We start from the raw sequence: 26,986 nt of genomic DNA on the forward strand, positions 1-26,986 counted from the left end.
ACGGCAGCCAGTGTTCCGGCGCCGCCGGGTAAAGGCAAAACCAGCTAGCCTGGTTCTCCCGGCAGCGCGTTCAGCTGCCGCTTACTTCCAGCTGATGCTGCCCATGCCGTTGTCGGTGCCGTTGCGCTTGGCCGGGTTGCCGTACACGGTGGCCGAGCCCAGGCCGCTCAGGCTCACGTCGGCGGCCTGCTTCGCATGGACCGAGGCGCCGCCCAGGCCGGACAGGGACAGGTCGACGGTGTCGGCCTGCAGCTCCTTCGCTTCCAGGCTGCCGACGCCGCTCAGCTTGGCCTGCAGCAGGCGGGCGTGGCCCTGCACCGTCATGCGGCCGGCGCCGCGCAGGTTCAGGTCGATGCGCTCGGCGCGCACGCCCTTGAGGTTCATGGCGCCCACGCCGCCCAGGCGGGCGTCGATCTGGCGGAAGTTGCCGTCGACGGCCACCGCGCCGGCGCCGTCCAGGGCCAGCTTCACGGCATCGCCGGTGAAGCCGCTGATGGTCGAGCTGCCGACGCCGTTCGACGTGAATTCGGCCAGGTTCGGCACCGTGAGTTCGGCGCGCAGCTTGTGTTCCGTGCGTTCGTTACGGGAAGTGAAGGATTCGGTGCCGATTTCGAGCGTGTCGCCGCGCTGCGCGGTGGTGATGCGCTGGATATAGCGGCGGTCGCCCGAGATCACCAGCGAGGGCGTGGCGCCCTGGAGCAGCACCAGGTCGATCACGCCGCCCAGCTTGACCTTGGTGACCTTGGCGTCCACGGCGCGGGTCTCGCGCACGGCTTCGTCGGCGAGGACCGGGCCGGCGGCCAGGGTGAACGAGCCGGCGACGAGGGCGGCGGTCAGCAGTTTTTGCATGGTGGATCTCCGATAACGGTTGTCGATAAGGGCAGGATAGGGGAGAAGGCCGGGTTTGCCCTCCGGATTGCGACGGACTGCGCATTCGGCGGGATGGACCGTCGAAAATCCCTACCGCCGTGGGCCGTTCTGCCGCCCTTGCCCGCCCTGCGATACACCCGTACGTAATCGGCCAGCATCTGCTGCGGCAGCACCGTCGTGCTGTCCGGATTACCCGCCGAGTAGAACCGCAGCTCCTGGTCGCCCTATCCATGTCCGCCGGCCTCCGCCACCCACTTGCCGCGGTCGAGCGCATCGCCCTCGAATTCGTCGCTCCAGGCCAGGGTCCAGCCGGAGGCGGCGGGCGGCTGGTGCGCGCAGCCGGCGCCCAGGACGGCGAACACCAGCACGGCTGCCTTGGCGATCATGCCCATGATTCTTCCCAATGAATTTGGAATGGTTTCCAAAAAGACAAGCCGTCTATAGCATCGCCAAAAAATCGGTGTCAACCACGCGCGCCTTCTATCGCTCCACGTGGCTCCCTCTAGCGCCGATGCCTATGTTGCAAAACCGCCGCATGGCGGCCCATATCTGTATGGAATATTCCGTTGACAATTTTTTTTTCCAACCCTAATATTCAGACCAACACATGGAAACGTTTCCATGCAACCGGAAAAATTGGAGCGATCCGGGAGGGTAAGCGGCGGCATGGCGGTCGGAGAGGACGCGGCAAGGGGCTTGAGGCGTCCAGCGGGTTGTGGAGACAAGGCGGCAGGCACAGAAGCCAGGTGTGACCGCCATATTTTAAAAAGAACAGGAGAACACATGGTTTACCCCAAGGCGAAACAGACATTGATGAGCCTGGCAGTGGCGAGCGCCTGCGCGGCCTTCGTCCCGGCTCATGCCCAGGACCAGGCCGGCACGCCCGAGCAGGCGCCCGCCACCCCGGCCAGCGCGGCCAGCGCGCCCAGCGAGGGCGCCAGCGCGCCCGGCCTGTCCCCGAACGGCACGACCCAGACCGTGGTCGTCACCGGCCTGCGCGCCAGCCTGGAATCCTCGCTCAACCTCAAGCGCAATGCGCAGGGCTTCGTCGACGGCATCGTGGCCGAGGACATCGGCAAATTCCCCGACACCAACCTGGCCGAATCGCTGCAGCGCATCTCCGGCGTATCGATCGACCGGACCATTGGCGAAGGCTCGAAGGTCACCGTGCGCGGTGTCGGCCCCGATTTCAACCTGGTGCTGCTGAACGGCCGCCAGATGCCGACCTCCGGCCTGGGCGACCGCAACGGCCGCGCCTTCGACTTCGCCAACCTGGCGTCCGAAGCGGTGTCCCAGATCCAGGTGTACAAGTCGGCGCGCGCCGAAACCCCGACCGGCGGCATCGGCGCCACCATCAACATCATCACCCCGCGTCCGCTGTCGCGTCCCGGCATGCAGGCCAGCGTCGGCGTCAAGGGCGTGTACGACAAGTCGGCCCAGAACCTGCCGGACGACGTCAAGCGCGGCGACAAGGTGACGCCGGAGATCTCCGGCATCTACAGCAATACCTCGGCCGACGGCCGCTTCGGCATCGCGCTCACCGGCAGCTACCAGGAACGCAACCTGGGCTTCAACCAGGCCGCGGTCTCTAACGGCTGGAAGGGGCCGTTCCGCGGCGACGAGAACAACTGGGGGACGATCCCGCAGCCGGGCACCCCGGGATCCGAACGCATCACCAATCGTCCGGATCCGACCGATGTGTACCAGGTGCCGCAAAACCTGAACTACAACATGAACGGCGTGCAGCGCCAGCGCACCAACGGCCAGGTGGTGTTCCAGTTCGCCCCGACCAAGGCGCTGACCACCACCCTCGACTACACCTACTCGGAGAACAAGGTCCAGACCCGCCGCCAGGACATCTCGGCCTGGTTCAACTTCGGCGCCTCGTCGAGCAGCTGGACCGACGGCCCGGTGGCCAGCCCGCTGGTCTACACGGAGCTGATCCCCGGCGCCAACAGCGACATCGCGATGGGCGGCGCCGATTTCGCCACCAGGAACGAGAACAAGTCGCTCGGCTTCAACGCGGCCTGGAAAGTCAACAACGACGTCCGCTTCGAATTCGACCTGCACCATTCGACCGCCGAATCGACCCCGGACAGCCCATGGGGCTCGAGCAACGTCCTCGGCACCGCCAGCATGAGCCGCGGCGACACCACCGTCGATTTCAGCAAGGACTTCCCGGTGCTGAGCATCGCCGGCGCCGACTTCACGCGCGCGCCGCAGCAGGTCACCGGCTCGGTATTCGAGAACGGCTACATGAAGACCAAGATCGACCAGGCCCAGGTCCACGGCAGCTGGAAGATGCTGGAAGCGTCCGAGCTGAAGTTCGGCCTGGCCGCGACCAAGGTCGACTATCGCTCGGCCTTCTCGGTGCAGCAGCGCGACACCTGGACCGGCGCCACCAGCCCCGCCGACTACCCGGCCAACATGTTCCACCGCGAGACCCTGAGCAGGTACTTCGACAACATCGACGGCAGCGACAACCCGGCCCTGTTCAACCAGTTCTACACTTTCGACTTCGAGCAGCTGCGCGCACTGGCGGCGCAAGTCACCGGACAGCCCGACCTGTACCGGCCCAAGACCACCTACGACAACGACCAGCGCACCGAGGAAAAGTCGAAGAGCCTCTACCTGCAGTTCAACACGGACTGGGATACGGCCATGCCGATCCACACCTCGATCGGCCTGCGCTACGAGAAGACCGACGTCACCTCGAGCGCGCTGGTGCAGACGCCGACCGCCATCAGCTGGGTCTCGCAGAACGAGTTCCCGGTGGTGTTCGGCGAACGCGGCTTCACCACGCTCAAGGGCAAGTACCATCATCTGCTGCCGAGCTTCGACGCCGACGTCGACCTGCGTCCGGACATGAAGGCGCGCCTGAGCTATGGCGAGACCATCGGGCGTCCGCGCTATGACCAGATCTCCGGCGGCCAGGTCCTGAATTCGCTGGCGCGCGTGGAAGGCGGCACCGGCACCCAGGGCAACCCGTCGCTGGAGCCGGTCAAGGCCAAGAACATCGACCTCGCCTTCGAGTGGTACTACGCCAAGTCGAGCTTCTTCTCGGTCAACCACTTCCGCAAGCACCTGGACAACTACGCCGGCCAGTCGCAGTTCATCGCCCAGCCCTTCGGCGTGCGCACCCCGGTCGGCGGCGCCTACTGGAACGCCGCGGTGCAGAACGGCTGCCCCACCAGCGACACCACCTGCATCCGCAGCTATATCCTGCGCAATTTCGCCGGCCAGCCGGGCGTGGTGCGCGGCGCGGACGATGCTTCGGGCGCGCCGACCGGCATCATCACGGCCACCGCCAGCGATCCGATCGCGGACTTCCGCATCAACTCGTTCTCGAACCAGAAGAAGGATCGTGCCCGCGGCCTGGAATTCAACCTGCTGCACATGTTCGGCAACAGCGGTTTCGGCGTGCAGGCCAACTACACCTACGTGCATTCCGGCCTGAAGTACAACAACGCGAGCATCGGCGAGCAGTTCGCGCTGGTGGGCCTGGGCGACTCGGCCAACCTGATCGGCATCTTCGAGAACGACAAGTGGAACGTGCGCGCGGCCTACAACTGGCGCGACGAGTTCCTGTCGGGGACCTTCGACGGATCGGGGCCGAATCCGAACTATGTCGAGGCCTACGGCCAGTTCGACCTGAGCATCGGCTATAACCTGACGAAGAACCTGTCCATCCAGTTCGAAGGCATCAACCTCACGGACGAGATCAAGCGCATCCACGGCCGCACCAAGCAGACCTTGCTGTTCGTCGAACAGTCCGGACCGCGCTACATGCTGGCCGCGCGCTACAAGTTCTGACCTGAAGGCCTGAACGCATGACGGCCGCGGGCATTCCCGCCGCGGCCCGTTCGGGGTAGACTGCCCCATCTGTTTTTCGGGACCCACCATGGTGACGAACGCCATCAGGAACATCGTGATCGTGGGCGGCGGTTCGGCCGGCTGGCTGACCGCCGCCGTCCTCGCCGCGCGCTACCGCACGCTGGAGCAGGGCGGGCTGCGCATCACCCTGATCGAATCGCCCGACGTCGCGCCGATCGGCGTGGGCGAGGGCACCTGGCCCACCATGCGCGACACCCTGCGCGAGGCCGGCGTGTCCGAAACCGCTTTTTTCCGCTCCTGCGACGCCGCCTTCAAGCAGGGCTCGCGCTTCAACCGCTGGGTCAGCGGCGCGGACGACGATTATTACTTCCATCCCTTCGTACTGCCCCAGGGCTACGGCGAGGCCGATATCGCAAGCCAATGGCAGCGGCGCCATGCGCATGTGCCCTTCGCCGACCTGGTGAGCTACCAGCCGCACCTGTGCGTGGCCGGCCGCGCGCCCAAGCAGGCCACGACGCCGGAATTCGCGGCCGTGGCCAACTACGGCTACCATCTCGACGCCGGCAAGTTCGGCGTGTTCCTGCGTACCCACTGCCTGGAAAAGCTGGGCGTGCACTACGTGCCGGACCACGTCACCGGCATCCGTTCGCGTGACAACGGCGACATCGCCGCCCTGCACACCAGGGCTCACGGCGACCTGGAAGGCGACTTGTTCGTCGACTGCACCGGCATGCAGTCCATGCTGCTCGGGAAGCACTACGGCATCCCCTTCCTGTCGCAGCGCCACGTGCTGTTCAACGACAGCGCGCTCGCGGTCCAGGTGCCCTATGCGCGCGAGGACGAGCCGATCGCGTCGCAGACCACCTCCACCGCCCAAAGCGCCGGCTGGATCTGGGACATCGGCCTGCCGTCCCGGCGCGGAGTGGGCCATGTATATTCGAGCGCGCACACCACGGACGAACAGGCCGAGCGCGAATTGCGCGCCTACCTGAAAGCCAGCGGCGCCGGCGAGGACCTGCCCGCGCCGCGCAAGCTGAGTTTCCAGCCCGGCTACCGCGAGAAATTCTGGCACCGCAATTGCGTGGCCATCGGCCTGTCCGCCGGCTTCATCGAACCGCTGGAGGCGTCAGCGCTGGCGCTGGTGGAGCTCTCCGCCGCCATGCTGGCCGACGGGATGCCGGTCACGCGCGAGCAGATGGAAGCCGCGGCCGGGCGCTTCAACGCGACCTTCACCTACCGCTGGGAGCGGGTGATCGATTTCCTCAAGCTGCACTATGTGCTGAGCCGGCGCGAGGACAGCGACTACTGGCGCGACAACCGCTGCGCCGAGACCATTCCCGAGCGCCTGGCCAGCCTGCTGCTGCTGTGGCGCCACCGCCCGCCCTCGCGCTACGATATCGACCGCATCCAGGAAGTCTTCCCGGCGGCGAGCTATCAGTACGTCCTGTATGGCATGGGCTTCCATCACGCGCCGGGACCGGCGCCGCGCATGGAAGACGGCGCGGCCGCCGACGGCTTCCTGCGCGACGCGGCGAACCTGACGCGCCGCATGCTGCCGGCGCTGCCGGACAACCGCGCGCTGATCGACCATATTCGCAGCCACGGGCTGCCACGCTGACAACAACGACAACGAAAGAGACAACACGATGCCCACTATCTCCGTGCTGAACAATATCGACCACAAGGACCTGCGCATTATCACGGCCAACCGCCCCGGCCTGGGCGACGACGTGGCCTGGGTTCTCACCTTTGCCCAGGAATTCCGCCTGCTGCAGGCGGACTACCCGATCATCTTCCGCAAGACCGAGGGCGAGGTGCCGTTCGAGTCGATCGCGCTGATGGGCTTCACGGAAAACGAAAACCTGTTTCTCGGTCCCGACGGCTGGGACGCGCCCGTCATTCCCATGATGGTGGCGCGCCAGCCTTTCCTGATCGGCCGCAATGGCGACGAGCTGATGATCCAGCTGGACCTGGACAACCCGCGCGTAAGCCGGCTTGAGGGCGAGCCGGTATTCCTGCCCCACGGCGGCGGCACCGAGTACCTGGAGCGCATCAACGGCATGCTGTCCTTCATCCACCACGGCATGCAAGCCGAAGCCGGCTTCCTGCGGGCGCTGGTGAAGCACGAGCTGCTGGAGACCTTCGCGCTCGACATCACCCTCGACGACGGCTCGCAGAACCGCCTGTCCGGCTTCTACACCATCCACGAGGAGCGCCTGGCCGCGCTGGGCGCCGCCGCCCTGCACGAGCTGCACCAGGCCGGCCACCTGGCCCCGATCTACTATGCGCTGGCCTCCCTGTCGAACTTCCGCAGCCTGGTCGACCGCAAGAACCGCAGGATGAAGGCAGATGCTGCCCATCGCTAAGCGGGTGCGCGAGCTCGCGGGCCTGCGTCCGCGCGACCTGGGCCAGGAAATCCTCGCGTCCACCGAGCCGCTGCTGCTGCGCGGCCTGGTGGCCGAATGGCCGGCGGTAGCCGCCGCGCGCGAGTCGCAACAGGCGGCCGGCGCCTACCTGCGCCGCTTCTACCGTGACGCCACCGTCGGCGCCATGCTGGGCGCGCCCGAGATCGAGGGCCGCTACTTCTACAACGAAGACCTGAGCGGCTTCAATTTCTATCCGGTGCGGGTGCGGCTCGACACCGTGCTGGCGGAGCTGGAGAAGCACCGCACGACCGAGCTGCCACCCTCGATCTATGTCGGCTCGACCACCATCGACACCTGCCTGCCGGGCTTCCGCGCCGAGAACGACGTCGACCTGGGCGCGCGCAATCCGCTGGCCAGCATCTGGATCGGCAACCGCACCCGCATCGCGGCCCACTACGACCTGCCGGACAACCTGGCCTGCGTGGCCGCCGGCCACCGCCGCTTCACCCTGTTCCCGCCGGACCAGCTGGACAACCTGTACATCGGCCCGCTCGACTTCACCCCGGCCGGGCAGGCCATCAGCCTGGTCGATTTCGCCCGGCCCGATTACGAACAATTTCCGCGCTTCGCCCAGGCGCTCGAGCATGCGCTGGTGGCCGAGCTGGAGCCGGGCGACGCCCTGTTCATCCCCAGCATGTGGTGGCACCACGTCGAGGCGCTGGACCGCTTCAACGTCCTGGTCAACTACTGGTGGCGCCAGTCGCCGGACTACATGGACACGCCGACCAACGCCCTGATGCACGCCCTGATGACGGTGCGCGACCTTCCGCCCGAACAGCGCAAGGCCTGGCAGGAGCTGTTTCGCCACTACGTGTTCGAAGCCGGCGAGCACACCGCCGCCCACATTCCGGAAGCCGCGCGCCGCATCCTGGCGCCCCTGGACGACGACGCCACCCGCGGCATCCGCACCCAATTATTAAAGCGGATGAACCGCTGACAGGAGACCGACCGTGGAACAGAGCACTCTTACCCGGCGCCCGGTACGCCGGGTCGTCATCGCCGGCGGCGGCACCGCGGGCTGGATGGCCGCCGCCTGCATCTCGAAGGTGCTGGGCAAGCGCCTCGATATCAAGCTGATCGAATCGGACGAGATCGGGACCGTGGGCGTGGGAGAGGCCACCATCCCGACCCTGATCCACTTCCACAAGCTGCTCGAGATCAGCGAGCAGGAATTCATGGCCGCGACCCAGGCCACCTTCAAGCTGGGCATCAGCTTCGAGAACTGGCGTAACGTCAGGGAAGACTATATCCACTCCTTCGGCCTGACCGGCACCGACCACTGGACCGCCGGCTTCCAGCACTTCTGGCACAAGGGCCGCGAGCGCGGCCTGGCCGGCGACTACGGCGACTACTGCCTGGAGCTGCGCGCCTCCCAGGAAAAGCGCTTCGCCCACTTGCCGCACGACGGCATGAACTACGCCTACCACCTGGACGCCAGCGCTTACGCACGCTTCCTGCGCAAGTTCAGCGAGCGCCACGGCGTGCAGCGCATCGAAGGCAAGATCGTCGACGTCAGCACCAGCGCCCTCACAGGCCACATCCGCTCGCTCACCCTCGATTCCGGCGCCGACATCGAAGGCGACCTGTTCATCGACTGCACGGGCTTCCGCGCGCTCCTGATCGGCCAGGCCATGAAGGTCGAGTACGAGGACTGGTCGCACTGGCTGTTCAACGACAGCGCGGTGGCCATGCAGACCATGTCCGTGGGCGACGCCGTGCCCTACACGCGTGCGATCGCGCACGGCTTTGGCTGGCAATGGCGCATCCCGTTGCAGCACCGGGTCGGCAACGGCATCGTGTTTTCCAGCCGCTATGTCGAGCAGGAGCAGGCGATCCAGGCCCTGGTGGAGAATGTCGAGGGCGAAGCCCTGATGAAGCCGCGCGTCATCAAGTTCCAGCCGGGGCAGCGCAGGCAGGTCTGGAAGGGCAACTGCATGGCGCTCGGTTTGGCGAGCGGCTTCCTGGAGCCGATCGAATCGACCAGCATCCACCTGATCCAGCGCGGCATCATCCGTCTGATGCAGATGTTCCCGACCGAGGGCATCTCGCAGGCCGACGTGGCGGAGTACAACAAGCAGGCCTGGACCGAGATCGAGCATATCCGCGATTTCATCATCCTGCACTACCACGTGACCAACCGCAGCGACACGCCTTACTGGCGCGACGCGCGCAACATGGAGATCCCCGCCAGCCTGCGCCACCGGATCGCGCTGTTCCGCGAGACGGGAAGGGTATTCCGCATCTCGAACGAGCTGTTCGCCGAGAACTCCTGGGTGCAGGTGCTGCTGGGGCAGGGCGTGATGCCGCTCCAGCACCACCAGGCGGCCGACCTGATGGGCGACGAGGAGCTGGCCCGCTTCCTCGGTTCCATCAAGAGCTCGATCGACAAGACCGTAAGTGGATTACCCACCCACCAGCAGTACGTCGAACGCTACTGCGCGGCGCCGAAATAAGAAAGCCCGCGAAAGCGGGCTTCTTTTTTCAGGCGGTCGCCCGCTAGCGATGCAGATTGGCGTACTTCACCCCGAAATACATGATGAACAGGTAGCACGCGGCCGGCACCAGGAAGGAAGGCTGCAGGCCGATGGTGTCCGCGAACATGCCCTGCACGAAGGGCACCACGGCGCCGCCCACGATGGCCATGCACAGGATGCCGGAACCCTGGCCGGTGAACTTGCCCAGGCCGTGCAGCGCCATGCTGAAGATGGTCGGGAACATGATCGAATTGCACAGGCCGACCGCCAGGATCGCCCACATCGCCAGCTTGCCTTCGCCGAAGGTCGCCGCCAGCACCAGCAGGATGGCGCCCAGCGCATTCACGGCCAGGGTCTTGCCCGGGCTGACGTAGCGCATGACGGCGAAGCCGATGAAGCGGCCCACCAGCGCGCCGCCCCAGTACAGGCTGACATACTGGGCGCCGTCGGCGTGGCTCAGGCCCGCGATGTGGCCCTCGCCCAGGAAGTTGATCAGGAAGCTGCCGATGCTCACTTCCGCGCCCACGTACAGGAAGATCGCCAGCGCGCCCAGCACCAGGTGGCGGTAGGCCATGGCGCCGCCCTTGCCGTCCACTGCGACGGTGCTGTCGTCGTGGCTGATCTTCGGGAGCCGGGCCACGGCGAACAGCACCGCCAGGATCGCCAGCGCTGCCGCCAGCCCCAGGTAGGGACCTTGCACCGCCGCCGCTTCCCTGGCCTTGTACGCGGCCTGCTCGGCGCCGCTCAGGGCCGCCAGCTGGTCGGCGCCGAGGGTGGCGGCCGACAGGATCAGGATGCCGCCCAGGGCCGGCGCCACGGTGGTGCCGAGCGAATTGAAGGCCTGGGTCAGGGTCAGTCGGCTGGAGGCGGTGCGCGCCGGTCCGAGCACGGTGACGTAGGGATTGGCCGCCACCTGCAGGATGGTGATGCCGCTGGCCAGCACGAAGAAGGCGAACAGGAACAGGCCGTAGCCGCCCTGCGAGGCCGGATAGAACAGCGCGCAGCCCGCGGCCGCGATCATCAAGCCGGTGACGGCGCCATTCTGGTAGCCGATGCGGCGGATCAGCGCGCCCGCCGGCAGCGACACGATGAAATAGGCGCCGAAGAAGCAGAACTGCACCAGCATCGCCTGCAGGTAGGTGAGGGTGTAGATCGACTTCAGGTGCGGAATCAACACGTCGTTCAGCGACGTGAGCAGGCCCCACATGAAGAACAGGATGGTGACGATCACCAGTGCGCCGGTGTGCGGATTGTGTTCCCCGTCGGCGGCCGCCGCCAGCGTCGGGTTGGGTGCGGTGTTGTGCATGAGGTCTCCGTGGTGATGGCTAGGCCGCGAGCCGGTCCGACAGCATGGCGGACACGCCGCGCAGCGCCGGGTACTGCTCGGTGATCAGGTAGGTCGGGATGCGCGCCAGGTAGGGGCCCAGGCGTCCCTTGTCTTCGAAGCGCGCGCGGAAGGCCGAACCGGCGAACAGGCGCCCGAGACGCGGCACGATGCCGCCGCCGATGTACATGCCGCCGGTCGCGCCCAGGGTCAGCGCGACGTTGCCCGCGACGCTGCCCAGGATGGCGCAGAATGTCTCCACTGTGCCTGCGCAGTCGCTCGAGCTGCCGTCCAGTGCGGCCTGGGTGATCTCGGGCGCGCCGATACGCTTGCCCGTGCGCGCCCAGTGGATCAGTTCCAGGCCCATGCCGGACAGGAGGCGCTCCGCCGAGACGTGGCCGTACTCGCTCCACAAGGCCTCCAGGATCGCCACCTCGCCGCGGTTGGTCGGCGAGAAGCTGACATGGCCGCCTTCGCCGGCCAGCGCGATCCAGCGCTTCCCGGCCGGGATCACCCCCGATACGCCCAGGCCGGTGCCGGGGCCGATCAGGCCGATCGGCCGCTTGGCCAGTTCGACGCCGCCGCCGATGCGCTCGCGCTGGTCCGGGGCCAGGTGGGGCAAGGCCATGGCGAGCGCCGCGAAGTCGTTCACCACCAGCAGCGTTTCCAGGTCCTGCGCGCGGCGCAGGGCCTCGATCGAAAAGCTCCAGTGGTGGTTGGTCATCCTGACCTCGTCGCCCTCGACCGGATTGGCGATCGCGATGGCCGCGTGGCGCACCGTGTCCACCGCCAGGCCGCGCGCGCGTGCATTCGCCAGGTAGGCGCGCATGGCCTCGCCCAGCGTCGGATGCGCGGCGCAGGCCAGCACTTCGATGTCGACGATGCCCTCGCTGGATTCCAGCGCGAAGCGGGCGTTGGTGCCGCCGATATCGGCCAATAGCCGTAGTGCGTTCATCGCAATTCCTCGCAGCGCACGGCGTCCGCCTCGGCTGCCGCGCCGCCCGCGATCTCGATATTGGTGAAGGCCGCCGCGAAGGCCGCATCGCTGCTCAGGCTGAAGGGCGTGTCGACCTTGGCCAGGTCCAGCCCCTGGAAGCAGGCCAGCGGCACTTTGACTGTCTGCTTGCCCTTGCCGGCCAGGCGCTTGAACAGCGCCGTGGCGTCGACCGTGGCCTGCTGCACCGCCAGCGTCACCTTGCCGGCCGGCGCCGCCTGGACGATGGTGTCGAAGCGCAGCGCCGCCTTCTCGCTGGCCGCCGCCGGCAGCGCCATCGGACGCGCGCCGCGTGCCTCGACCGTGGCCGGGCCGGTCCAGCTCACCAGCTTGGCGTCCTGCTGGGTGTTCACCTGCGAGGTCGTGACCGTGATGCCCGGCAGCGCGAAGCTCGCGTTCAGGTCCGCGCCCAACACGGTGCGCTCCTGGCCGCTGCGGATCGCCAGCGGGAAGCTGGCGCGGTCCGCCTGGCTGAAGACGGGATAGGTAGTGCTCACGCCGCAGCCGCCGGCCGGCACGGACTCGTCCAGCTTGCCCAGGCGCGAACGGTTCGCCTTCTTCAGGCCGTAGCCATAGGCGAACAGGGGCGCGTAATCCTGGTCGCCCACGTTCAGACGGGTCTGGCAGGCGGACTTCGGCCAGGAGAAGGGCAGCTTGCCGCGGAAATCGTAGTTGTTGACGCCGGCGATGAGGAGATCGGACACGCCCTTGCCCTCGGAACCCGGCAGCCAGGCCGCGATGAAGGTATCCGACAGGTTGATCAGGTCGTTCGCGTACAACGGACGGCCGGACACCATCACCGTGATCACCGGCTTGCCCTTGCCGGCCACCGCGCGCAGCACGGCCAGGTCTTCGGGATAGCGGCCGCTGTGGCGCAGGGTGCCGGACAGGCCGATGTCGCCGTCGCCTTCCGCGTAGGGACGCTCGCCGATCACGGCGATCACCGCATCGAACCTGGACACGTCGACATCCGTCGCATCCAGGCTGTAGGTCACATTGGCGCTGCCGGCCGCGGCGCGGATGCCGGCCAGGATGGTGTCGGCATGCTTGAAGTCGGCGTTGGTATTGGCCGTTCCCTGCCAGGTCAGCGACCAGCCGCCGGACTGGTTCGACAGGTCGTCCGCGCTCTTGCCCACCACCAGGATCTTCTTGCCGCGTGCCAGCGGCAGGGGCGGTCCTTCGTTCTTGAGCAGCACCAGCGACTCGCGCACCGCCTGGCGCGCCAGGTCGCGCGCCAGCATGGCGTCTTCCTTGCCGGCGTAGGCGTTCTGCGCCGGGCTCTTGCCGAACAGGCCGGCGCGCAGCTTGACGCGCAGGATGCGGGTGACGGCGTCGTCGATGCGCGCCATCGGGATCTCGCCGCTTTCCACCTGCTTGATGGTGTTGGCGATGAAGGCCTTCCAGTCATCCGGCACCATGATCATGTCGATGCCGGCATTGATCGCCTGCGGGCAACTGTCGTTGCGGCAGCCGGCCACTTCGCCGATGCCGTTCCAGTCGCTGACCACGAAGCCGTCGAAGCCCATCTTGTTCTTCAGGATATCGGTCAGCGCCACCTTGCTGCCGTGGAGCTTGCCGTGTTCCTTGCCGGTGGCGGGATCAAGCCAGCTGTTGAAAGAGGCCATCACGGTCTGCGCGCCGGCGCCCAGCGCGGTCAGGTAGCCCTGGCCGTGGATGCCGAGCAGCTCCGCTTCGCTGACCCTGGTCACGCCGCGGTCCTTGCCGTGCTCGGTGCCGCCGTCGCCGATGAAGTGCTTGGCAGTGGCGACGGTGTTGGCGTCCTTGAAGGCGCCTTGCATGCCGCGCACGTATTCGCCGGCATAGCTCTTCACGACCGCCGGGTCCTCGGCATAGCTCTCGTAAGTGCGGCCCCAGCGGTCATCGCGCACGACGGCCAGGGTCGGGCCGAATACCCAGGCGATGCCGGTGGCGCGCACCGCTTTCGCCGTGGCGGCGCCGATTTCGCGCACGAGCGCCGGATTGCGCGCCGCGCCCAGGCCGATGTTATGCGGGAACAGGGTCGCGCCCGGCACGTTGTTGTGGCCGTGGACCGCATCCGTACCCCAGATCACCGGCACCTTGACCGCCATGTCGGTCTGCATCGAGGCCTCATGGTAGGCCTGGGCCAGCGCCAGCCACTCCTTGGCGGTCGCATGCTTGTTCCCGTTCGGCCAGCTGCCGCCGCCGTTCAGCACGGAGCCGAGGTAGTAGCGGGTGACGTCCGCTGGCGTCGCGGTCTTGATCTCCGGCTGGGTCATCTGGCCGATCTTCTGCGCCAGGGTCATCCTGGCGACGATCCCGGCGACGCGCTTCTCGAGCGCGGCGTCCGGCTTGACGGCGCTGGCGATCTTCGGCCAGTCGGCCGCGGCCCCGGCGTGGAGGGGAAGGGTGGCGGCCAACGCCAGCACGAGGGAACGGAGCTTGAGTGTCATGGGAGGTCTCGTCGAGGTTATTCCTGGCGCAGGAAGGAGCGGTACCACTTGCCGCTGCCCTTCAGCGTGCGCTGCTGGGTGTCGTAGTCGATGTGGGTCAGGCCGAAGCGGCGCAGGTAGCCTTCCGCCCATTCGAAGTTGTCGAGCAGGCTCCAGGCGAAATAGCCCTTGACCGGCACGCCGTCGGCGATCGCGGCCCGCAAGCTGGCCAGGTGGCGCATCAGGTAGTGGCGGCGGCCGACGTCGTCGATCTCGCCGCCTGCATCCACGCTGTCTTCGTAGCAGGAACCGTTCTCGGTGATGTAGATCGGCCCCGGGTGGTAATCCTTCTCGATGCGCAGCAGGAGCTCGGCCAGTCCCTGCGGCGCCACTTCCCAGCCCATCGCGGTGGTCTCGACTTCGCCTGGCGGCAGCACCTCGGCGTCCAGCGGCGCGTGGCCCGGTGCGTGGGCGATGGTCTCGGGGAAGTAGTAGTTCACACCCAGGAAGTCGGTATCGACGGCGATCGCCTCCATGTCGCCCGGCAGGATAGTTGGCGCGGCATCGCCGATGGCGTCCAGGGTGGCCTGCGGGTAGCCGCGGCCGTGCAGCGGATCGAGGAACCAGCGGTAGCGCAGGCCGTCGTGGCGCTCCATCGCGGCCAGGTCTTCCGGCTTGCTGCTGGCGGCGCGCAGCGGATGCAGGCTGAGGGCGATGCCGACCTGGGCATCGGGCACGTTGGCGCGGATCAGCGGCACCGCCTTTCCATGCGAAACCAGGACGTGGTGCGCGACCTGGAGCGCGGTCTTGAAGTCGGTCAGGCCCGGCGCATGCCAGCCTTCGAAGTTGCCGATGATGGCGGTGCACCAGGGCTCGTTATGGGTGATCCAGTGCTTGACGCGCTCGCCCAGGCGGCGCGTCATCACGTCCGCGAATTCCAGGAAAGCATCCACCGTCTCGCGATTGGCCCAGCCGCCGCGGTCCTGCAGATACTGCGGCAGGTCCCAGTGGTAGAGCGTGGCCCAGGGCTGCAGGCCGCGCTCCAGCATGCCGTCCACCAGGCGCGAGTAGAAGTCCAGGCCTTTCTGGTTCGGCTGGCCGCCTGCCTCGCCGAAGATGCGCGGCCAGGCGATCGAGAAGCGGTAGGCGTTCAGGCCCATGTCGCGCCCGATGTCGAAGTCTTCCGGCCAGCGGTGGTAATGGTCGCAGGCGACCGCGCCGCTGGAGCCGTCGCGCACCTTGCCAGGGGTGGCGGCGAAGCGGTCCCAGATCGATTCGACGCGGCCGTCGACCGAGCCGGCGCCCTCGATCTGGTAGGACGATGTGGCGCAGCCCCACAGGAAGTCGGAGGCGAAGTCGCTACGCGCTGGTGCGGCAGGCTCGGGGCGGTTGGCAGTGGTCATGGTCTCGCGTCAAATAAAAACGTTGTTCGGCTATTCTAATGGAAAGCTTTCCAATCCGGCGATAAAAAAAATGGCCGGCAGGCGGCCACCGGGTTCGCACCCGGAGCATGCCTCATGATTTCTTCTTTCGGGTGGCTGGTGCCTGGGCCAGCGAGGCGCGCAGGGTGACGCTGACCGGGAAGGTGCGCGACACGGGGCGCTGCAAGTCGTAGCAGCGGTTCAGCAGCATGTTCAGGCCGTTCAGGGTCATTTCGCGCCAGGGCATGTGCACGGAGGTCAGGCGCGGCGCCGAGAAAGCGGCGCTTTCGGTGTCGTCGTAGCCGATCACCGACAGGTCGCGCGGCACGCTGATGCCGGCCTCCTGGAAATAGGACAGGGCGCCGACCGCCATTTCGTCGTTGGCGCAGAACAGCGCGCTGCAGGGCGTGCCGGATTCGATCAGCTCCTTGGCCGCGGCCCAGCCGCCGGCGGGCGAGAAGTCGCTCTCGGCGATCCAGATCTTGCTGGTGTCGATGCCTTCGCCGGCCAGTTCGTGCATGAAGCCATCGATACGGGCCACGTTGTCGGCCAGCGCGGTCGGGCCGGCGATGATGGCGATGTCGCGGTGCTTGTAGTCGAGCAGGGCGCGCGCGGCCAGGCGTCCGCCCTGGGTGTGGTCGACCGTGAAGCACTGCTCGGGGATATTGGCGAATTTGTTGTTCAGGGCCACCAGCTGGTACTGCTTGACGCCGAGCGAAGCGATGTCCTCGTCGGTGAGGGCGCTGGTCATCATGATCAGGCCGTCGCAGCCGCGCTCGATCAGGAACTCGATGCCTTCCATCGCCTGGCGGCGCGCGTCGCCCAGGCCGACGCCGAAGGCCACCACCATGTGCAGGCCGGCTGCGCGCAGCTCGGTGTCGATGATCTGCAGGATGGGGGTATAGAAGGTGCCGGTCAGGACCGGGATGTAGACGCCGATCATGCGGCTGGTGCCCGACAGCAGGGCGCGCGCGGCGTGCGAAGGGCGGAAGCCCAGTTCGTCGATCGCCTTGCGCACGCGCTCCAGCGTGGCCGGGGACACCGAGCCCTTGCCGCTGACCACGCGCGATGCGGTGCCGAGGCCCACCCCGGCGAGACGCGCTACATCCTTGATAGTCGCCACTGCTGGATTCCTGTTAGTTATTCGAACAACACCGAAGCATACTGCATCTTGATTCCCGTGGCACTCGTCACGACAGACTCCGGCCGCTGGCCGGGTCGAACAGCGATACCCGCTTCGCGTCGATCGCGAAGCGCACCCGCTGGCCGGCCTCCATGGGACGCGGCTCGTGCACCAGCGCAGACAAGGCGTGGCCGCCGCAATCGAGCCAGACCACCTGGTGGTTCCCCATCGGTTCCACCAGGGTGACCAGGGCTTCGAGCGGACCGTCGTCGCGCAGCTGCAGGTGCTCGGGACGCGCGCCCAGGGTCGCCGCGCCCGGCAGCGCGCCGCTGTCCGCCAGGCCTACCGTGAGCGCGCCGGCGTGGAAGCAGCCGTGGATGTCGACCTCGCCCTCGACGAAGTTCATCGACGGCGAACCCAGGAAGCCCGCCACGAAGCGGTTGGCGGGACGCTCGTAGACCTCGCACGGGCTGCCGATCTGCTGGATGCGGCCGCCCTGCATCACCACGATGCGGGTGGCCAGGGTCATCGCCTCGGCCTGGTCATGGGTCACGTAGATCATGGTCGAGCCCAGTGCCTGGTGCAGCATTTTCAATTCGCGGCGCAGTTCGGTGCGCAGCTTGGCGTCCAGGTTCGACAGCGGCTCGTCGAACAGGTAGACGCCGGCCTCGCGCACCAGGGCGCGGCCGATCGCCACGCGCTGGCGCTGGCCGCCCGAGAGCTGGGACGGCTTGCGGTCCAGCAGCGCATCCAGCTGCAGCATCGCGGCGGCGCGCTGCACGCGGCGCTGGATCTCGGCCTTGGGCGCACCCGAGATGCGCAGGCCGAAGGACATGTTCTTCTCGACCGTCATGGTCGGGTACAGCGCATAGGACTGGAACACCATGCCGATCCCGCGCTCGCTCGGATCGGCGTCGCTCATGTCGCGTCCGCCGATCTCGATGGCGCCGCCGGACAGGTCGATCAGGCCGGCGATGCTGTGCAGCAGGGTGGACTTGCCGCAGCCGGAAGGCCCGAGCAGCACCAGGAACTCGCCCGGCTCCACCTGCAGGTCGAGATCGCGGATGATCTCGTTGCCGCCGCGGGTGATGCACAGTTTGCGCAGATGGACATTCGACATGGGTTCAGCCTTTCACGGCGCCGGCGGCGATGCCGCGCACGAACCAGCGTCCGGAGATGAAGTAGATCGCCAGCGGCAGCGCCGCCGTCAGGATGGTCGCCGCCATGTTCACGTTGTACAGGCGCGTGCCGGTGGTGGTGTTGATCACGTTGTTGAGCTGGACCGTCATCGGCAGGTTGTCGCGGCCGGCGAACACCAGGCCCAGGATGTAGTCGTTCCACACGCCGGTCACCTGCATGATGGCGGCCACCACGATGATGGGCAGCGACATCGGCAGCATCACTTGGGCGAAGATGCGCCAGAAGCCGCCGCCGTCGATGCGCGCGGCCTGGAACAGCTCGTGCGGCACGGAAGCGTAGTAGTTGCGGAACAGGAGGGTCATCACCGGCATGCCGAAGATGCAGTGTACCAGCACGATGGCGGGGAGCGATCCGAACAGGCCGGCCTTGGCCATCATCCACACCAGCGGATAGATCATCACCTGCACCGGGATGAAGGCGCCGGCCATCAGCACGCCGAACAGCAGCTTGGCGAAGCGCGGGCGCCAGAACGACAGGGCGTAGCCGTTGACGGCGCCGAGCAGGATCGGCAGCACGGTGCTGGGCAGGGTGATCGCGACCGAGTTCCAGAAGCCGGCGCCGACCTGGCCCCAGGCGCTGCGCCACGGGTCGAGGGTCAGCTGGACCGGCAGGGCCAGTACGCTGCCCATGCGGATCTCGTCCATGGTCTTGAACGAGGTGGTGATCATCACGTACAGCGGCAGCAGGAAGAACAGCGCGGCGCCGAACAGGAAAGCGTAGACGCCGATGCGTGCGGCGTTCAGGCGGCGGCGCTTGCGGGGCCGTGTCTGATCGAGGGAGGCGGGCAGGGCAGGCGCCATCGCGTGTACGGTGGATTGGCTCATGCGTGCCGTCTCCTCGAGCGAGCGTAGGCATATGGCGCCAGCACGGCCAGCACCGGGATCAGCATCGTCACCGCGCCGGCCGAGGCCAGGCCGATATTCGAGCGCAGGAACAGGTGGTCCATGATGAACTTGGCCGGCACCTCGCTGGCGATGCCGGGACCGCCCTGGGTCATGGCGACCACGGCGTCGTAGAGCTTGACCACGGCGGTCGACAGCAGCAGGAAGACGGTGGCGATGGTCGGGCCCAGCATCGGCAGCACGATCGACACGTACACGCGCCAGGGCGGAATGCCGTCCAGGCGCGCCGCCTTCCAGATCTCCGGATCGATGCCGCGCAGGCCGGCCAGCATCAGCGCCATCACCAGGCCCGCGGCTTGCCAGACGGTGGCGACGACGATGGTGTAGACCGCCATGTCCTGGTCGATGATCCACTCCAGGCGAAAGCCCGGGAAACCGAGCTGCCGGACCGCGCCTTCGATGCCGTTGCCGGGCGTGAGCAGCCATTGCCATACCAGGCCGGTGGCGATGAAGGACATCGCATAGGGGTAGAGGAAGACCGTGCGCAGCAGGCCTTCGCCGCGCACGTGCTGGTCGATGAACACGGCCAGCAGGAAGCCGATCAGCATGCTGGCCAGGATGAACAGCACGCCGTAGACGGCGAGGTTGTTCAGCGAGAGCAGCCAGCGCTCGTTGTCGAACAGGCGCAGGTACTGTGCCAGGCCGATCCACTTCTCGGAAGGGAAGGTACGCGCGGCGGTGAAGGAGGTGCGCAGGGTCCACAGCGCCGCGCCCACGTAGGCGAACAGCACCGTCAGCGCCATCGGCAGCAGCGCGGCGTGCGGGATCAGCTTGGAAAGGCGGCGAGCGAGCATGGCGGTCAGTATTTGAGGGCGTTGGCGATGCTGCGCTGGACCTTGTCGACCGCGATGTTCATGTTCCAGTAGGCGGTGAGGATATCCTGCAGGGCGCCGTTCTGGTCCGGGGTCAGGTAGACCTCCGAGACGCCGAGCTGGCGCGAACGGTCCTTGATGATGGCTATGCCCTTTTGCGCGCACAGGTCGAGCGAGGACACGTCGACGTCGCTGCGCACCGGGATCGAGCCTTTCAGCTTGCTGAAGCCGACTTGCAGCTCGGGCTGGGCGACCACGCCGGCCAGCAGGTGCTGGGCTTTCAGCGCGGCCGGGTCGCTGGTCTTGGGGAACACGAACACGTCGCCCTGGATCAGATAGGGGCTGGCCGGTCCCATGCCCGCGATGCAGCCGTAGTGCCGGCCGGCGACCTGCCGGGCGTTGGTGAATTCGCCCTTGGCCCAGTCGCCCATGATCTGGAAGCCGGCCTTGCCGCTGATGACCATGGCGGTGGCGTCGTTCCAGTTGCGGCCCGGGGAATTCGGATCGACGTAGCTTTTCAGGCGCTTGAAGGTCTGCAGGATCTGGCGGAAGGCGGCCGAATTGAGCGTGGCCTGGTCGCGGTCGCGCAGCACCTTCAGGTACATCTCGCGCCCGCCCAGGTTGGCCAGCACCGCCGAGAACAGGATGGTCTCCTGCCAGGACTGGCCGCCGTGGGCGAGGGGAATGATGCCGGCCGCCTTGAGCTTGTCGAGGGCGGCGAAGAATTCGGGCATGCTGCCCGGTTCCTTCGCGATGCCGGCCTTCTGGAAGGCGGCTTTCGAATACCAGAACCAGGTCTGCATGTGGATGTTCAGCGGCACCGCGTAGTAGTGGCCCTGGACCTTGATCACCTCGATGATGGGGGACGGAAGGATCCGGTCCCAGTCGTGGGCCTGGGCGACGCCATCGACGTTGTTGAGCATGTCCTGCTCGATCACGTCGAGGAACTGCTTGGAGGTGTTGAACTGGGCCGCGGTGGGCGGGTTGCCGCCGACGATGCGGTTGATGGTGACGGCGCGGGACTGGTCGCCGCCGGCGATCGCGGTATCGATCCAGACGCCGCCGGCATTGCGGTAGGCCTGGGCGACCTGCTTCACGGCGGCGGATTCGCCGCCCGAGGTCCACCAGTGGATGACTTCGGCTTTCGGGGCAGTCGCTGGAGCGGCCTGCGCGGATGCGGCGGATGCCATAGCACATAGCCAGGCACAGGCTGCAGCCAGTGTGCGTACTGTGACCATCGTGTCTCCGTTCTCCGCCATTATTTTTCGGCACGTTGGAAACGTTACCATTGGCTTAAACCGGACTATAGCATCGGGTCAAATGGTGGTCAAACAAATATTGCAGTGGGGGATTTTGGCACAGCTTGGGCATGAAGATGGAAATTTTCCATCGTGGCAGGCGGATCGACATCCCATCCGGTGGGCGTTTCTCGCCTAGACCTATGCCAGGATTTACCGACGTAACTTTCAGTATGTATTTTATGTCGGGATGTCTTACATAGATGGTTACAAAATACCGGCGCTCTTCGAAGAATCAATGGCTTATGCAATTGGCATTGTTTTTGCTATTAGGAGCAAATCTATTCCAGGGCTTTCAATGCGACGACAAAAGGCTGTGGGAAGAGGTGCGGTTCGCCACCAATACTTGCTACAACAGCGTTATCACCATAAGTTGCTTGACTGTGCTGCTTTGCAGCAAAAACTTGGTCGGCCCGAAATTGATCCAACAAAATAACTAGGGGTGTCAAATGAAAAATGTGTGTGTTGCGGTGCTAAGCCTTGCCATGTTATCCGCTTGCGCAAGCAGGCCCGAGAGTATTGCGGCCTCGTATGTCTCGCATGAGAAGTACAGCGCCAACGACTGTGCTCAACTGTCGACTTACCTGAGCGATGCACGGGCCGGGCTGCAAAAAGTCTCCGCCATGCAGGATTCGAAAGCAAACATGGATGCGGCGACGGTCTTCCTTGCGCTCGTCCCTGCGAGCAAGCTGACCGGCGATCATGCGGCGGATGTCGCCAAGCTCAAGGGGGAAGTCGAAGCCATCGAAACGGCCCAGATCAGGAAAGGCTGCAAAGCCGCCAAGATCGCGTGAGAGATTGAAGCGATCGCGTGGCGCCTGCGGTTTCGCTACTACTCCTTCTGGATGTTCCGGCAGTGGGAGATGCATGTGGCCGCAGGCATGTTCGCTTGAGAGGCGGATGGTGGCTGTATCCGCCTGAGCCGATAAGGCTGGGATTTAGAGCGCCTAACAAAACCCTCATGGCTGCGTTGCAGCGTCTTGCCGTACTAGAGTACTGTCTTCGACGCTGCGCCTTGCCCTGATGGTTTTGTTAGGCGCTCTTAGAAATGCCCCTTGCATCCCTATCCTATTCATCCGCATGGTGGAGAACCCATGAACACAAGCGAGCTCCTCAAGCATATTGCAATGGTCTCGGACTCCCCGTCCGTTCGAATGGGGGAGGTTGCCCGCGTGAGCGCGGCGCTGCAACGCCAGGTGCAAAGCCATCTGAGCCGAGTATGGGAAATCAACGCGACCGTGGATGCCTTCGAGCGCCTCGAAGACGTTCCAATCGATTATTGGCCCGTGATCATCCGTGACGATATCGATGTCCCCAATGCTGCCGGCATCCATCTCGATCAAGATGGCCAACCGTTCGCCCTCGTCCAGCATTCCAGCGGCTGGTCCCTGACAGCAAGTCATGAAGTGCTGGAGATGCTGTGCGATCCGTTTGGCAACCGGGTGAAAGCAGGGCCGTCGCCGATGCCGGGGCAAGGTCGCGTGAACTTTCTGGTGGAAGTCTGCGATCCATCGGAAGCTGTTGCCTATGGCTACACGATCAATGGCGTGACCGTCTCGGACTTTTATACGCCAAGCTATTTCGATCCCATCGCGGTCGCTGGCGTTCGATATAGCTGGACCGGCGCCATCGAAGCGCCGCGTCAAGTGCTCAAGGGCGGCTACATCAGCTGGCACGACCCTGTCACCGACGAGTGGTTCCAGCAAGTCTATTTTGATAACGAACCCGCCTTCCGCTCGCTCGGGCGCCTTTCCGCCCGGGACGGCAGCATCCGCAGCGCGATTTACGCAAGAACGCCCGAAGCGCACAAGAGCCGGCAGTTGCCTGCGGCAATGGCTTTGATGGCTTCCGGCGAAAGCGATGATGTCGTCCGCTCGTGTACCGCGAAAGCCCAGTTATTCAGAAGCCAGATCAATCAGTTGTTAGGCCGCCCGTGAACTATACTGATTCCTGAACTCGATCGCGGAGGTATGCCATGACAGATTCAGGAGAGGCGCAGCGCTTGGAACGGGCGCAGCGCCTGCGCAAGCAAATCGAGGACTTGACCCGGCCGAAACGACGAGACACTGCCGTTACGGAAAATGAGAGTCCCGCCGAATTCATTCACCGGCGAATGCAGGAAATCGATAAAGACAAAAAAGGTCGCCCGGAATAACAGTCGCGGCTGTGGATGGACTGGTTGCAGGCTGCTTGGGAGCCATCAAGCAAAAAGCCCAGTCATCCTGACTGGGCTAATGCGTGAATCTGGTGCCGACTGCAGGACTCGAACCCGCCACCTGATGATTACAAATCAACTGCTCTACCTGATGAGCTAAGTCGGCTCACGATCATGTGATCGTTAGGGCAACAATTATACCCTTATTTGATGCGCGTCAGCGTCGGACGTCCGCCTTTCTTGGGCGGATCGTTGTCGTCCCCTGGTCCGGTGGTGGCCGGTTCCGGCGCAGCGGCAGGCTCGCTGCCGTTCGGCACCGCCGACAGCGAAGGCGAGGCGCTGGCCGCCTCGGCGGGCGCGGGCGCCGGTATCTCCGACGCCGTCACGTTCACTTCGAAGGCCATGCCCTGGCCATTCTCGTTCGCGTAAATCGCCAGCACGTTCTGCACCGGGATATAGAGCTCGCGCGACACGCCGTTGAAGCGCGCGCGGAAATGGATGGCGTCGTTGTCCATCTTCAGCCCCGACGTGGCGCCGTAGCTGATGTTCAGGATGATCTCGCCCTTGCGCACGTATTCCATCGGCACCGTCGTGGCGGAATCGACCTTGACCGCGAGGTAAGGCGTATAGCCGCTGTCGGTGCACCATTCATAGATGGCGCGCAACAGATAGGGTTTGGTGGAGATCTCTGCCATTGTTGTGTTATCAAAAGAATACGTATGCCTGCGCGTCCAGTGTAGCGGATTCCCCATGAGGCGTCCGACTTTCCAGCGCGTATCGGGCGAGGGACGCGGGAGGACTGCACGCAAGTGCACGCCTCCCGCTACGCCGATCAGCGGCGCATCACCTTCTCGGACGGGGTCAGCGCCTCGATGTAGGCCGGACGCGAGAAGATACGCTCGGCGTACTTCATCAGCGGGGCCGCGGTCTTCGACAGCTCGATGCCGTAGTGGTCCAGGCGCCACAGCAGCGGAGCGATGGCGACGTCCAGCATCGAGAACTCGTCGCCCAGCATGTACTTGTTCTTCAGGAACAGCGGCGCCAGGGTGGTCAGGCGGTCGCGGATCTCCGCACGGGCCTTGTCGTGGTTCTTGTCGTTGGCCTTGTTGCGCTCGCTTTCCAGCGTGTGCACGTGGACGAACAGTTCCTTTTCGAAGTTGAACAGCATCAGGCGGGCACGGGCGCGCATCAGCGGATCGGCCGGCATCAGCTGCGGGTGCGGGAAACGCTCGTCGATGTACTCGTTGATGATGTTCGATTCGTACAGGATGAGTTCGCGCTCGACCAGGATCGGCACCTGGCCGTAGGGGTTCATGGTCGAGATGTCTTCCGGCTTGTTGAACAGGTCGACGTCGCGCACCTCGAAGTCCATGCCCTTTTCGAACAGGACCAGGCGGCAGCGTTGGGAGAACGGGCACGTGGTGCCGGAGTAGAGAACCATCATGGTTTATAGTTCCTTAAGAAACAAAGGGGTGAAGCGCCAAGCGTCTCACCCCGAAAAATGATTGCCCGTATTATAGCCAACCGGGCAATGAAAGCGAATTACTTCACTTCTTTCCAGTACGATGCCTTCAAACGCCAGGCCAGGAAAGCGAAGACCGACATGAACAGCAGCACGATCACGCCCAGGCGTTTGCGCTGTTCCTGGGCCGGTTCGGCCATCCAGCCCAGGTAGGCCACCAGGTCGGCGGTCGCGGCGTCGAAGTCGCGCTTGTTCAGCTCGCCCGGCGCCACCTGCTCGAAGCCCGCGAACTTGTGGATCGTCTTGCTGTGATCATGCGGGTCTTTTTCTTCGACGAACTTGGCCGTGCGCACACCTTGGAGTTGCCACATCGCATGCGGCATCGCCACGTTCGGCACCACCATGTTGTTCCAGCCGGTCGGGCGGGTGTCGTCCCTGTAGAAGGTGCGCAGGTAGGTGTACAGGTAGTCGGCGCCCGTGCCGGCCGGCGAGGACTTGGCGCGCGCGATCACCGACAGGTCCGGCGGCACCGCGCCGAACCAGGCTTTCGCATCGTCCGGACGCATCGCCGTCGTCATCATGCCGCCCACCTTGTCCTGCGAGAACAGCAGGTTGTTCTTGATCTGCTCTTCGCTCAGGCCCAGGTCGCGCAGGCGGTTGTAGCGCATCGCCGAGGCCGAGTGGCAGTTCAGGCAGTAGTTGATAAACAGCTTGGCGCCGTTCTGCAGCGAGGCCAGGTCGTGTCGCTCAGGCGCGCGTTCCAGCGGGAAGCCGCCTTCCGCGGCGAATACCAGTCCCGGCACCAGGGCCAGGACCGCCATCATTTTCTTCGCAAATTTCATGTGATGTCCTTGTGCTCTTGATGTCGATCAGTGCGCTTCATAGGTGAGGCGGGTAGGCACCGGCTTGAAAGCGCCCATGGTGCTCCACCAGGGCATCAGCAGGAAGAACGCAAAGTAGGCCAGCGTGCAGATCTGCGAGATGAGCGTGAAGGCCGGGGTCGGCAGCTGGGTGCCGAGGTAGCCCAGGGTCACGAAGACGATCGCGAAGATCACGTACAGGGTGCTGTGCCAGCTCGGGCGGTAGCGCAGCGACTTGGCCGGCGAGTGGTCGAGCCACGGCAGGAAGGCCAGGATCACGACCGAGGAACCGAACAGCACCACGCCCCAGAACTTCGCTTCCAGCACCTGCGGGAGCATGCCGATGACCAGCACCAGGCCGATCACGGCGATGGCGATCTTGGTGCGGTAGGCCAGGCGCGACTTGAGCCAGATGAACACGACGTAGGCGGCGATCGCGGCCATCAGGACGTACATGAAGTCGGCGGTCGTGGCGCGCAGCACCGAGTAGAACGGCGTGAAGTACCAGGTCGGCGCGATGTGCGGCGGGGTCTTCATCGAGTCGGCCGGCAGGAAGTTGTTGTATTCCAGGAAGTAGCCGCCCATTTCAGGCGCGAAGAACACCACGGCCGAGAACAGCAGCAGGAATACCGACACGCCGTAGATGTCCTTGACGGTGTAGTAGGGGTGCGACGGGATCGCGTCCACCGGATGGCCGTCCGGGCCCAGGTTTTCCTTCACTTCGATACCGTCCGGGTTGTTCGAGCCGACTTCGTGCAGCGCGATCAGGTGGGCGGCCACCAGGCCCAGCAGCACCAGCGGCAGGGCGATGACGTGGAAGGCGAAGAAGCGGTTCAGGGTCGCATCCGAGACCACGTAGTCGCCGCGGATCCACAGCGACAGGTCCGGGCCGATGACCGGGATCGCACCGAACAGGTTGACGATCACCTGGGCGCCCCAGTACGACATCTGACCCCATGGGAGCAGGTAGCCGAAGAAGGCTTCCGCCATCAGGCACAGGAAGATCGCGAAGCCGAACAGCCAGATCAGTTCGCGCGGCTTGCGGTAGGAACCGTACATCAGGGCGCGCGCCATGTGCAGGTAGACCACGATGAAGAAGGCCGAGGCGCCGGTCGAGTGCATGTAGCGCACCAGCCAGCCCCAAGGGACTTCACGCATGATGTATTCGACCGAGCCGAACGCCAGGTTGGCGTCGGGCTTGTAGTGCATGGTCAGGAAGATGCCGGTGACGATCTGCAGCACCAGCACCAGCATGGCCAGCGAGCCGAACAGATACCAGGTATTGAAATTCTTGGGGGCGTAGTACTTGCCCCACTGGTCGTTCCACAGCTTCGACAGCGGGAAGCGGTCGTCCACCCAGGCCAGCGCCTTGTGACCGGCCGGTGCGTTTGCGGGAAGCTTTGTCTCCTTGAATGCCATT

Annotated in this window: 23 protein-coding genes and 1 tRNA gene; 8 read left to right on the forward strand and 16 right to left on the reverse strand. The window is 65.4% G+C overall.

Translation table 11 applies throughout. The features are described 5' to 3' along the window. Nucleotides 1-81 precede the first annotated feature (81 nt). Both KBW95_RS15215 and KBW95_RS15220 read right to left on the reverse strand, forming a co-directional pair. Nucleotides 82-849 (reverse strand): head GIN domain-containing protein, encoded by a 768-nt coding sequence (locus KBW95_RS15215; RefSeq protein WP_229429774.1) that lies wholly within the window; start codon nt 847-849, stop codon nt 82-84. Nucleotides 850-1,094: 245 nt separating this feature from the next. Further along, nucleotides 1,095-1,262 carry a hypothetical protein gene (locus KBW95_RS15220; protein WP_211525102.1) on the reverse strand — a complete coding sequence of 56 codons (168 nt, stop codon included), beginning with the start codon at nt 1,260-1,262 and terminating at the stop codon, nt 1,095-1,097. Between the two features lie 391 nt (nt 1,263-1,653). On the opposite strand from KBW95_RS15220, the gene KBW95_RS15225 reads away from it, so the two are divergent. From KBW95_RS15225 to KBW95_RS15245, 5 genes are all read left to right on the forward strand, one after another. Beyond that, nucleotides 1,654-4,683, forward strand: coding sequence for a TonB-dependent receptor (locus KBW95_RS15225; RefSeq protein ID WP_211525103.1), 3,030 nt, complete (start codon nt 1,654-1,656; stop codon nt 4,681-4,683). A gap of 88 nt (nt 4,684-4,771) precedes the next feature. Continuing rightward, nucleotides 4,772-6,322, forward strand: coding sequence for a tryptophan halogenase family protein (locus tag KBW95_RS15230; protein WP_211528664.1), 1,551 nt, complete (start codon nt 4,772-4,774; stop codon nt 6,320-6,322). A gap of 28 nt (nt 6,323-6,350) precedes the next feature. Next, on the forward strand, nt 6,351-7,070 hold the full coding sequence (locus KBW95_RS15235; protein WP_211525105.1) for a SapC family protein: 720 nt from the start codon (nt 6,351-6,353) through the stop codon (nt 7,068-7,070). Next, nucleotides 7,054-8,067 carry a cupin-like domain-containing protein gene (locus tag KBW95_RS15240; protein ID WP_211528665.1) on the forward strand — a complete coding sequence of 338 codons (1,014 nt, stop codon included), beginning with the start codon at nt 7,054-7,056 and terminating at the stop codon, nt 8,065-8,067. The genes KBW95_RS15235 and KBW95_RS15240 overlap by 17 nt, the downstream gene beginning before the upstream one ends. Before the next feature lie 13 nt (nt 8,068-8,080). After that, on the forward strand, nt 8,081-9,583 hold the full coding sequence (locus KBW95_RS15245; RefSeq protein ID WP_373888810.1) for a tryptophan halogenase family protein: 1,503 nt from the start codon (nt 8,081-8,083) through the stop codon (nt 9,581-9,583). A 43-nt stretch (nt 9,584-9,626) separates the two neighbouring features. Here KBW95_RS15245 and KBW95_RS15250 read toward each other — a convergent pair whose 3' ends face one another. The 9 genes from KBW95_RS15250 to KBW95_RS15290 all read right to left on the reverse strand — a co-directional run bounded on the left by KBW95_RS15250 (nt 9,627) and on the right by KBW95_RS15290 (nt 20,981). Next, entirely contained in the window at nt 9,627-10,910 is a 1,284-nt protein-coding gene (locus KBW95_RS15250) for a sugar MFS transporter (RefSeq protein WP_211528666.1), read from the reverse strand. Between the two features lie 19 nt (nt 10,911-10,929). Next, the gene (locus tag KBW95_RS15255) at nt 10,930-11,883 is read right to left on the reverse strand and encodes a glucokinase (RefSeq protein WP_211525108.1); all 954 of its coding nucleotides are present in this window, start codon (nt 11,881-11,883) and stop codon (nt 10,930-10,932) included. Beyond that, the gene (locus tag KBW95_RS15260; protein ID WP_211528667.1) at nt 11,880-14,354 is read right to left on the reverse strand and encodes a glycoside hydrolase family 3 protein; all 2,475 of its coding nucleotides are present in this window, start codon (nt 14,352-14,354) and stop codon (nt 11,880-11,882) included. Before KBW95_RS15260 ends, KBW95_RS15255 begins: the two co-directional genes overlap by 4 nt. A gap of 17 nt (nt 14,355-14,371) precedes the next feature. Then, the gene (locus KBW95_RS15265) at nt 14,372-15,736 is read right to left on the reverse strand and encodes a GH1 family beta-glucosidase (protein ID WP_211528668.1); all 1,365 of its coding nucleotides are present in this window, start codon (nt 15,734-15,736) and stop codon (nt 14,372-14,374) included. 112 nt (nt 15,737-15,848) lie between these two features. Further along, nucleotides 15,849-16,877 (reverse strand): LacI family DNA-binding transcriptional regulator, encoded by a 1,029-nt coding sequence (locus KBW95_RS15270; RefSeq protein WP_211525111.1) that lies wholly within the window; start codon nt 16,875-16,877, stop codon nt 15,849-15,851. 67 nt (nt 16,878-16,944) lie between these two features. Beyond that, nucleotides 16,945-17,997, reverse strand: a complete 1,053-nt coding sequence (locus KBW95_RS15275; RefSeq protein WP_211528669.1) for an ABC transporter ATP-binding protein — start codon at nt 17,995-17,997, stop codon at nt 16,945-16,947. A 4-nt stretch (nt 17,998-18,001) separates the two neighbouring features. Next, a complete protein-coding gene (locus tag KBW95_RS15280; protein WP_211525147.1) occupies nt 18,002-18,877 on the reverse strand; it encodes a carbohydrate ABC transporter permease in 876 nt (291 codons plus the stop codon). A 20-nt stretch (nt 18,878-18,897) separates the two neighbouring features. Beyond that, nucleotides 18,898-19,773: a carbohydrate ABC transporter permease gene (locus KBW95_RS15285; RefSeq protein ID WP_211528670.1), complete on the reverse strand. Its 876-nt coding sequence runs from the start codon at nt 19,771-19,773 to the stop codon at nt 18,898-18,900. Between the two features lie 5 nt (nt 19,774-19,778). After that, on the reverse strand, nt 19,779-20,981 hold the full coding sequence (locus KBW95_RS15290; RefSeq protein WP_229429775.1) for an ABC transporter substrate-binding protein: 1,203 nt from the start codon (nt 20,979-20,981) through the stop codon (nt 19,779-19,781). Nucleotides 20,982-21,538: 557 nt separating this feature from the next. Here KBW95_RS15290 and KBW95_RS15295 point away from each other — a divergent pair. From KBW95_RS15295 to KBW95_RS15305, 3 genes are all read left to right on the forward strand, one after another. Next, on the forward strand, nt 21,539-21,883 hold the full coding sequence (locus KBW95_RS15295) for a hypothetical protein (RefSeq protein ID WP_211528672.1): 345 nt from the start codon (nt 21,539-21,541) through the stop codon (nt 21,881-21,883). A 300-nt stretch (nt 21,884-22,183) separates the two neighbouring features. After that, nucleotides 22,184-23,026 (forward strand): hypothetical protein, encoded by an 843-nt coding sequence (locus KBW95_RS15300; RefSeq protein WP_211528673.1) that lies wholly within the window; start codon nt 22,184-22,186, stop codon nt 23,024-23,026. A gap of 38 nt (nt 23,027-23,064) precedes the next feature. Then, on the forward strand, nt 23,065-23,244 hold the full coding sequence (locus tag KBW95_RS15305) for a hypothetical protein (protein WP_211528674.1): 180 nt from the start codon (nt 23,065-23,067) through the stop codon (nt 23,242-23,244). Between the two features lie 90 nt (nt 23,245-23,334). Here KBW95_RS15305 and KBW95_RS15310 read toward each other — a convergent pair. From KBW95_RS15310 to KBW95_RS15330, 5 genes are all read right to left on the reverse strand, one after another. After that, nucleotides 23,335-23,410 (reverse strand) — tRNA-Thr (locus tag KBW95_RS15310). A 37-nt stretch (nt 23,411-23,447) separates the two neighbouring features. Further along, nucleotides 23,448-23,939, reverse strand: a complete 492-nt coding sequence (locus tag KBW95_RS15315; protein WP_211525116.1) for a ClpXP protease specificity-enhancing factor — start codon at nt 23,937-23,939, stop codon at nt 23,448-23,450. Nucleotides 23,940-24,076: 137 nt separating this feature from the next. After that, nucleotides 24,077-24,688, reverse strand: a complete 612-nt coding sequence (locus tag KBW95_RS15320; protein ID WP_005663771.1) for a glutathione S-transferase N-terminal domain-containing protein — start codon at nt 24,686-24,688, stop codon at nt 24,077-24,079. A 98-nt stretch (nt 24,689-24,786) separates the two neighbouring features. After that, entirely contained in the window at nt 24,787-25,548 is a 762-nt protein-coding gene (locus KBW95_RS15325; protein WP_211525117.1) for a cytochrome c1, read from the reverse strand. A 27-nt stretch (nt 25,549-25,575) separates the two neighbouring features. Further along, a complete protein-coding gene (locus tag KBW95_RS15330; protein WP_211528675.1) occupies nt 25,576-26,985 on the reverse strand; it encodes a cytochrome bc complex cytochrome b subunit in 1,410 nt (469 codons plus the stop codon). Nucleotide 26,986 lies beyond the last annotated feature (1 nt).

It is taken from the genome of Massilia sp. ZL223, from assembly GCF_018119395.1.
Taxonomy (GTDB): Bacteria; Pseudomonadota; Gammaproteobacteria; order Burkholderiales; family Burkholderiaceae_D; genus Telluria.

Coding starts and splice junctions, on each gene's coding strand:
- KBW95_RS15215 (WP_229429774.1), bottom strand. CDS start 849: ATGCAAAAACTGCTGACCGCCGCCCTCGTCGCCGGCTCGTTCACCCTG.
- KBW95_RS15220 (WP_211525102.1), bottom strand. CDS start 1,262: ATGGGCATGATCGCCAAGGCAGCCGTGCTGGTGTTCGCCGTCCTGGGC.
- KBW95_RS15325 (WP_211525117.1), bottom strand. CDS start 25,548: ATGAAATTTGCGAAGAAAATGATGGCGGTCCTGGCCCTGGTGCCGGGA.
- KBW95_RS15290 (WP_229429775.1), bottom strand. CDS start 20,981: ATGGCATCCGCCGCATCCGCGCAGGCCGCTCCAGCGACTGCCCCGAAA.
- KBW95_RS15260 (WP_211528667.1), bottom strand. CDS start 14,354: ATGACACTCAAGCTCCGTTCCCTCGTGCTGGCGTTGGCCGCCACCCTT.
- KBW95_RS15305 (WP_211528674.1), top strand. CDS start 23,065: ATGACAGATTCAGGAGAGGCGCAGCGCTTGGAACGGGCGCAGCGCCTG.
- KBW95_RS15315 (WP_211525116.1), bottom strand. CDS start 23,939: ATGGCAGAGATCTCCACCAAACCCTATCTGTTGCGCGCCATCTATGAA.
- KBW95_RS15280 (WP_211525147.1), bottom strand. CDS start 18,877: ATGGCGCCTGCCCTGCCCGCCTCCCTCGATCAGACACGGCCCCGCAAG.
- KBW95_RS15235 (WP_211525105.1), top strand. CDS start 6,351: ATGCCCACTATCTCCGTGCTGAACAATATCGACCACAAGGACCTGCGC.
- KBW95_RS15250 (WP_211528666.1), bottom strand. CDS start 10,910: ATGCACAACACCGCACCCAACCCGACGCTGGCGGCGGCCGCCGACGGG.
- KBW95_RS15300 (WP_211528673.1), top strand. CDS start 22,184: ATGAACACAAGCGAGCTCCTCAAGCATATTGCAATGGTCTCGGACTCC.
- KBW95_RS15285 (WP_211528670.1), bottom strand. CDS start 19,773: ATGCTCGCTCGCCGCCTTTCCAAGCTGATCCCGCACGCCGCGCTGCTG.
- KBW95_RS15330 (WP_211528675.1), bottom strand. CDS start 26,985: ATGGCATTCAAGGAGACAAAGCTTCCCGCAAACGCACCGGCCGGTCAC.
- KBW95_RS15265 (WP_211528668.1), bottom strand. CDS start 15,736: ATGACCACTGCCAACCGCCCCGAGCCTGCCGCACCAGCGCGTAGCGAC.
- KBW95_RS15255 (WP_211525108.1), bottom strand. CDS start 11,883: ATGAACGCACTACGGCTATTGGCCGATATCGGCGGCACCAACGCCCGC.
- KBW95_RS15240 (WP_211528665.1), top strand. CDS start 7,054: ATGCTGCCCATCGCTAAGCGGGTGCGCGAGCTCGCGGGCCTGCGTCCG.
- KBW95_RS15320 (WP_005663771.1), bottom strand. CDS start 24,688: ATGATGGTTCTCTACTCCGGCACCACGTGCCCGTTCTCCCAACGCTGC.
- KBW95_RS15295 (WP_211528672.1), top strand. CDS start 21,539: ATGAAAAATGTGTGTGTTGCGGTGCTAAGCCTTGCCATGTTATCCGCT.
- KBW95_RS15225 (WP_211525103.1), top strand. CDS start 1,654: ATGGTTTACCCCAAGGCGAAACAGACATTGATGAGCCTGGCAGTGGCG.
- KBW95_RS15230 (WP_211528664.1), top strand. CDS start 4,772: ATGGTGACGAACGCCATCAGGAACATCGTGATCGTGGGCGGCGGTTCG.
- KBW95_RS15275 (WP_211528669.1), bottom strand. CDS start 17,997: ATGTCGAATGTCCATCTGCGCAAACTGTGCATCACCCGCGGCGGCAAC.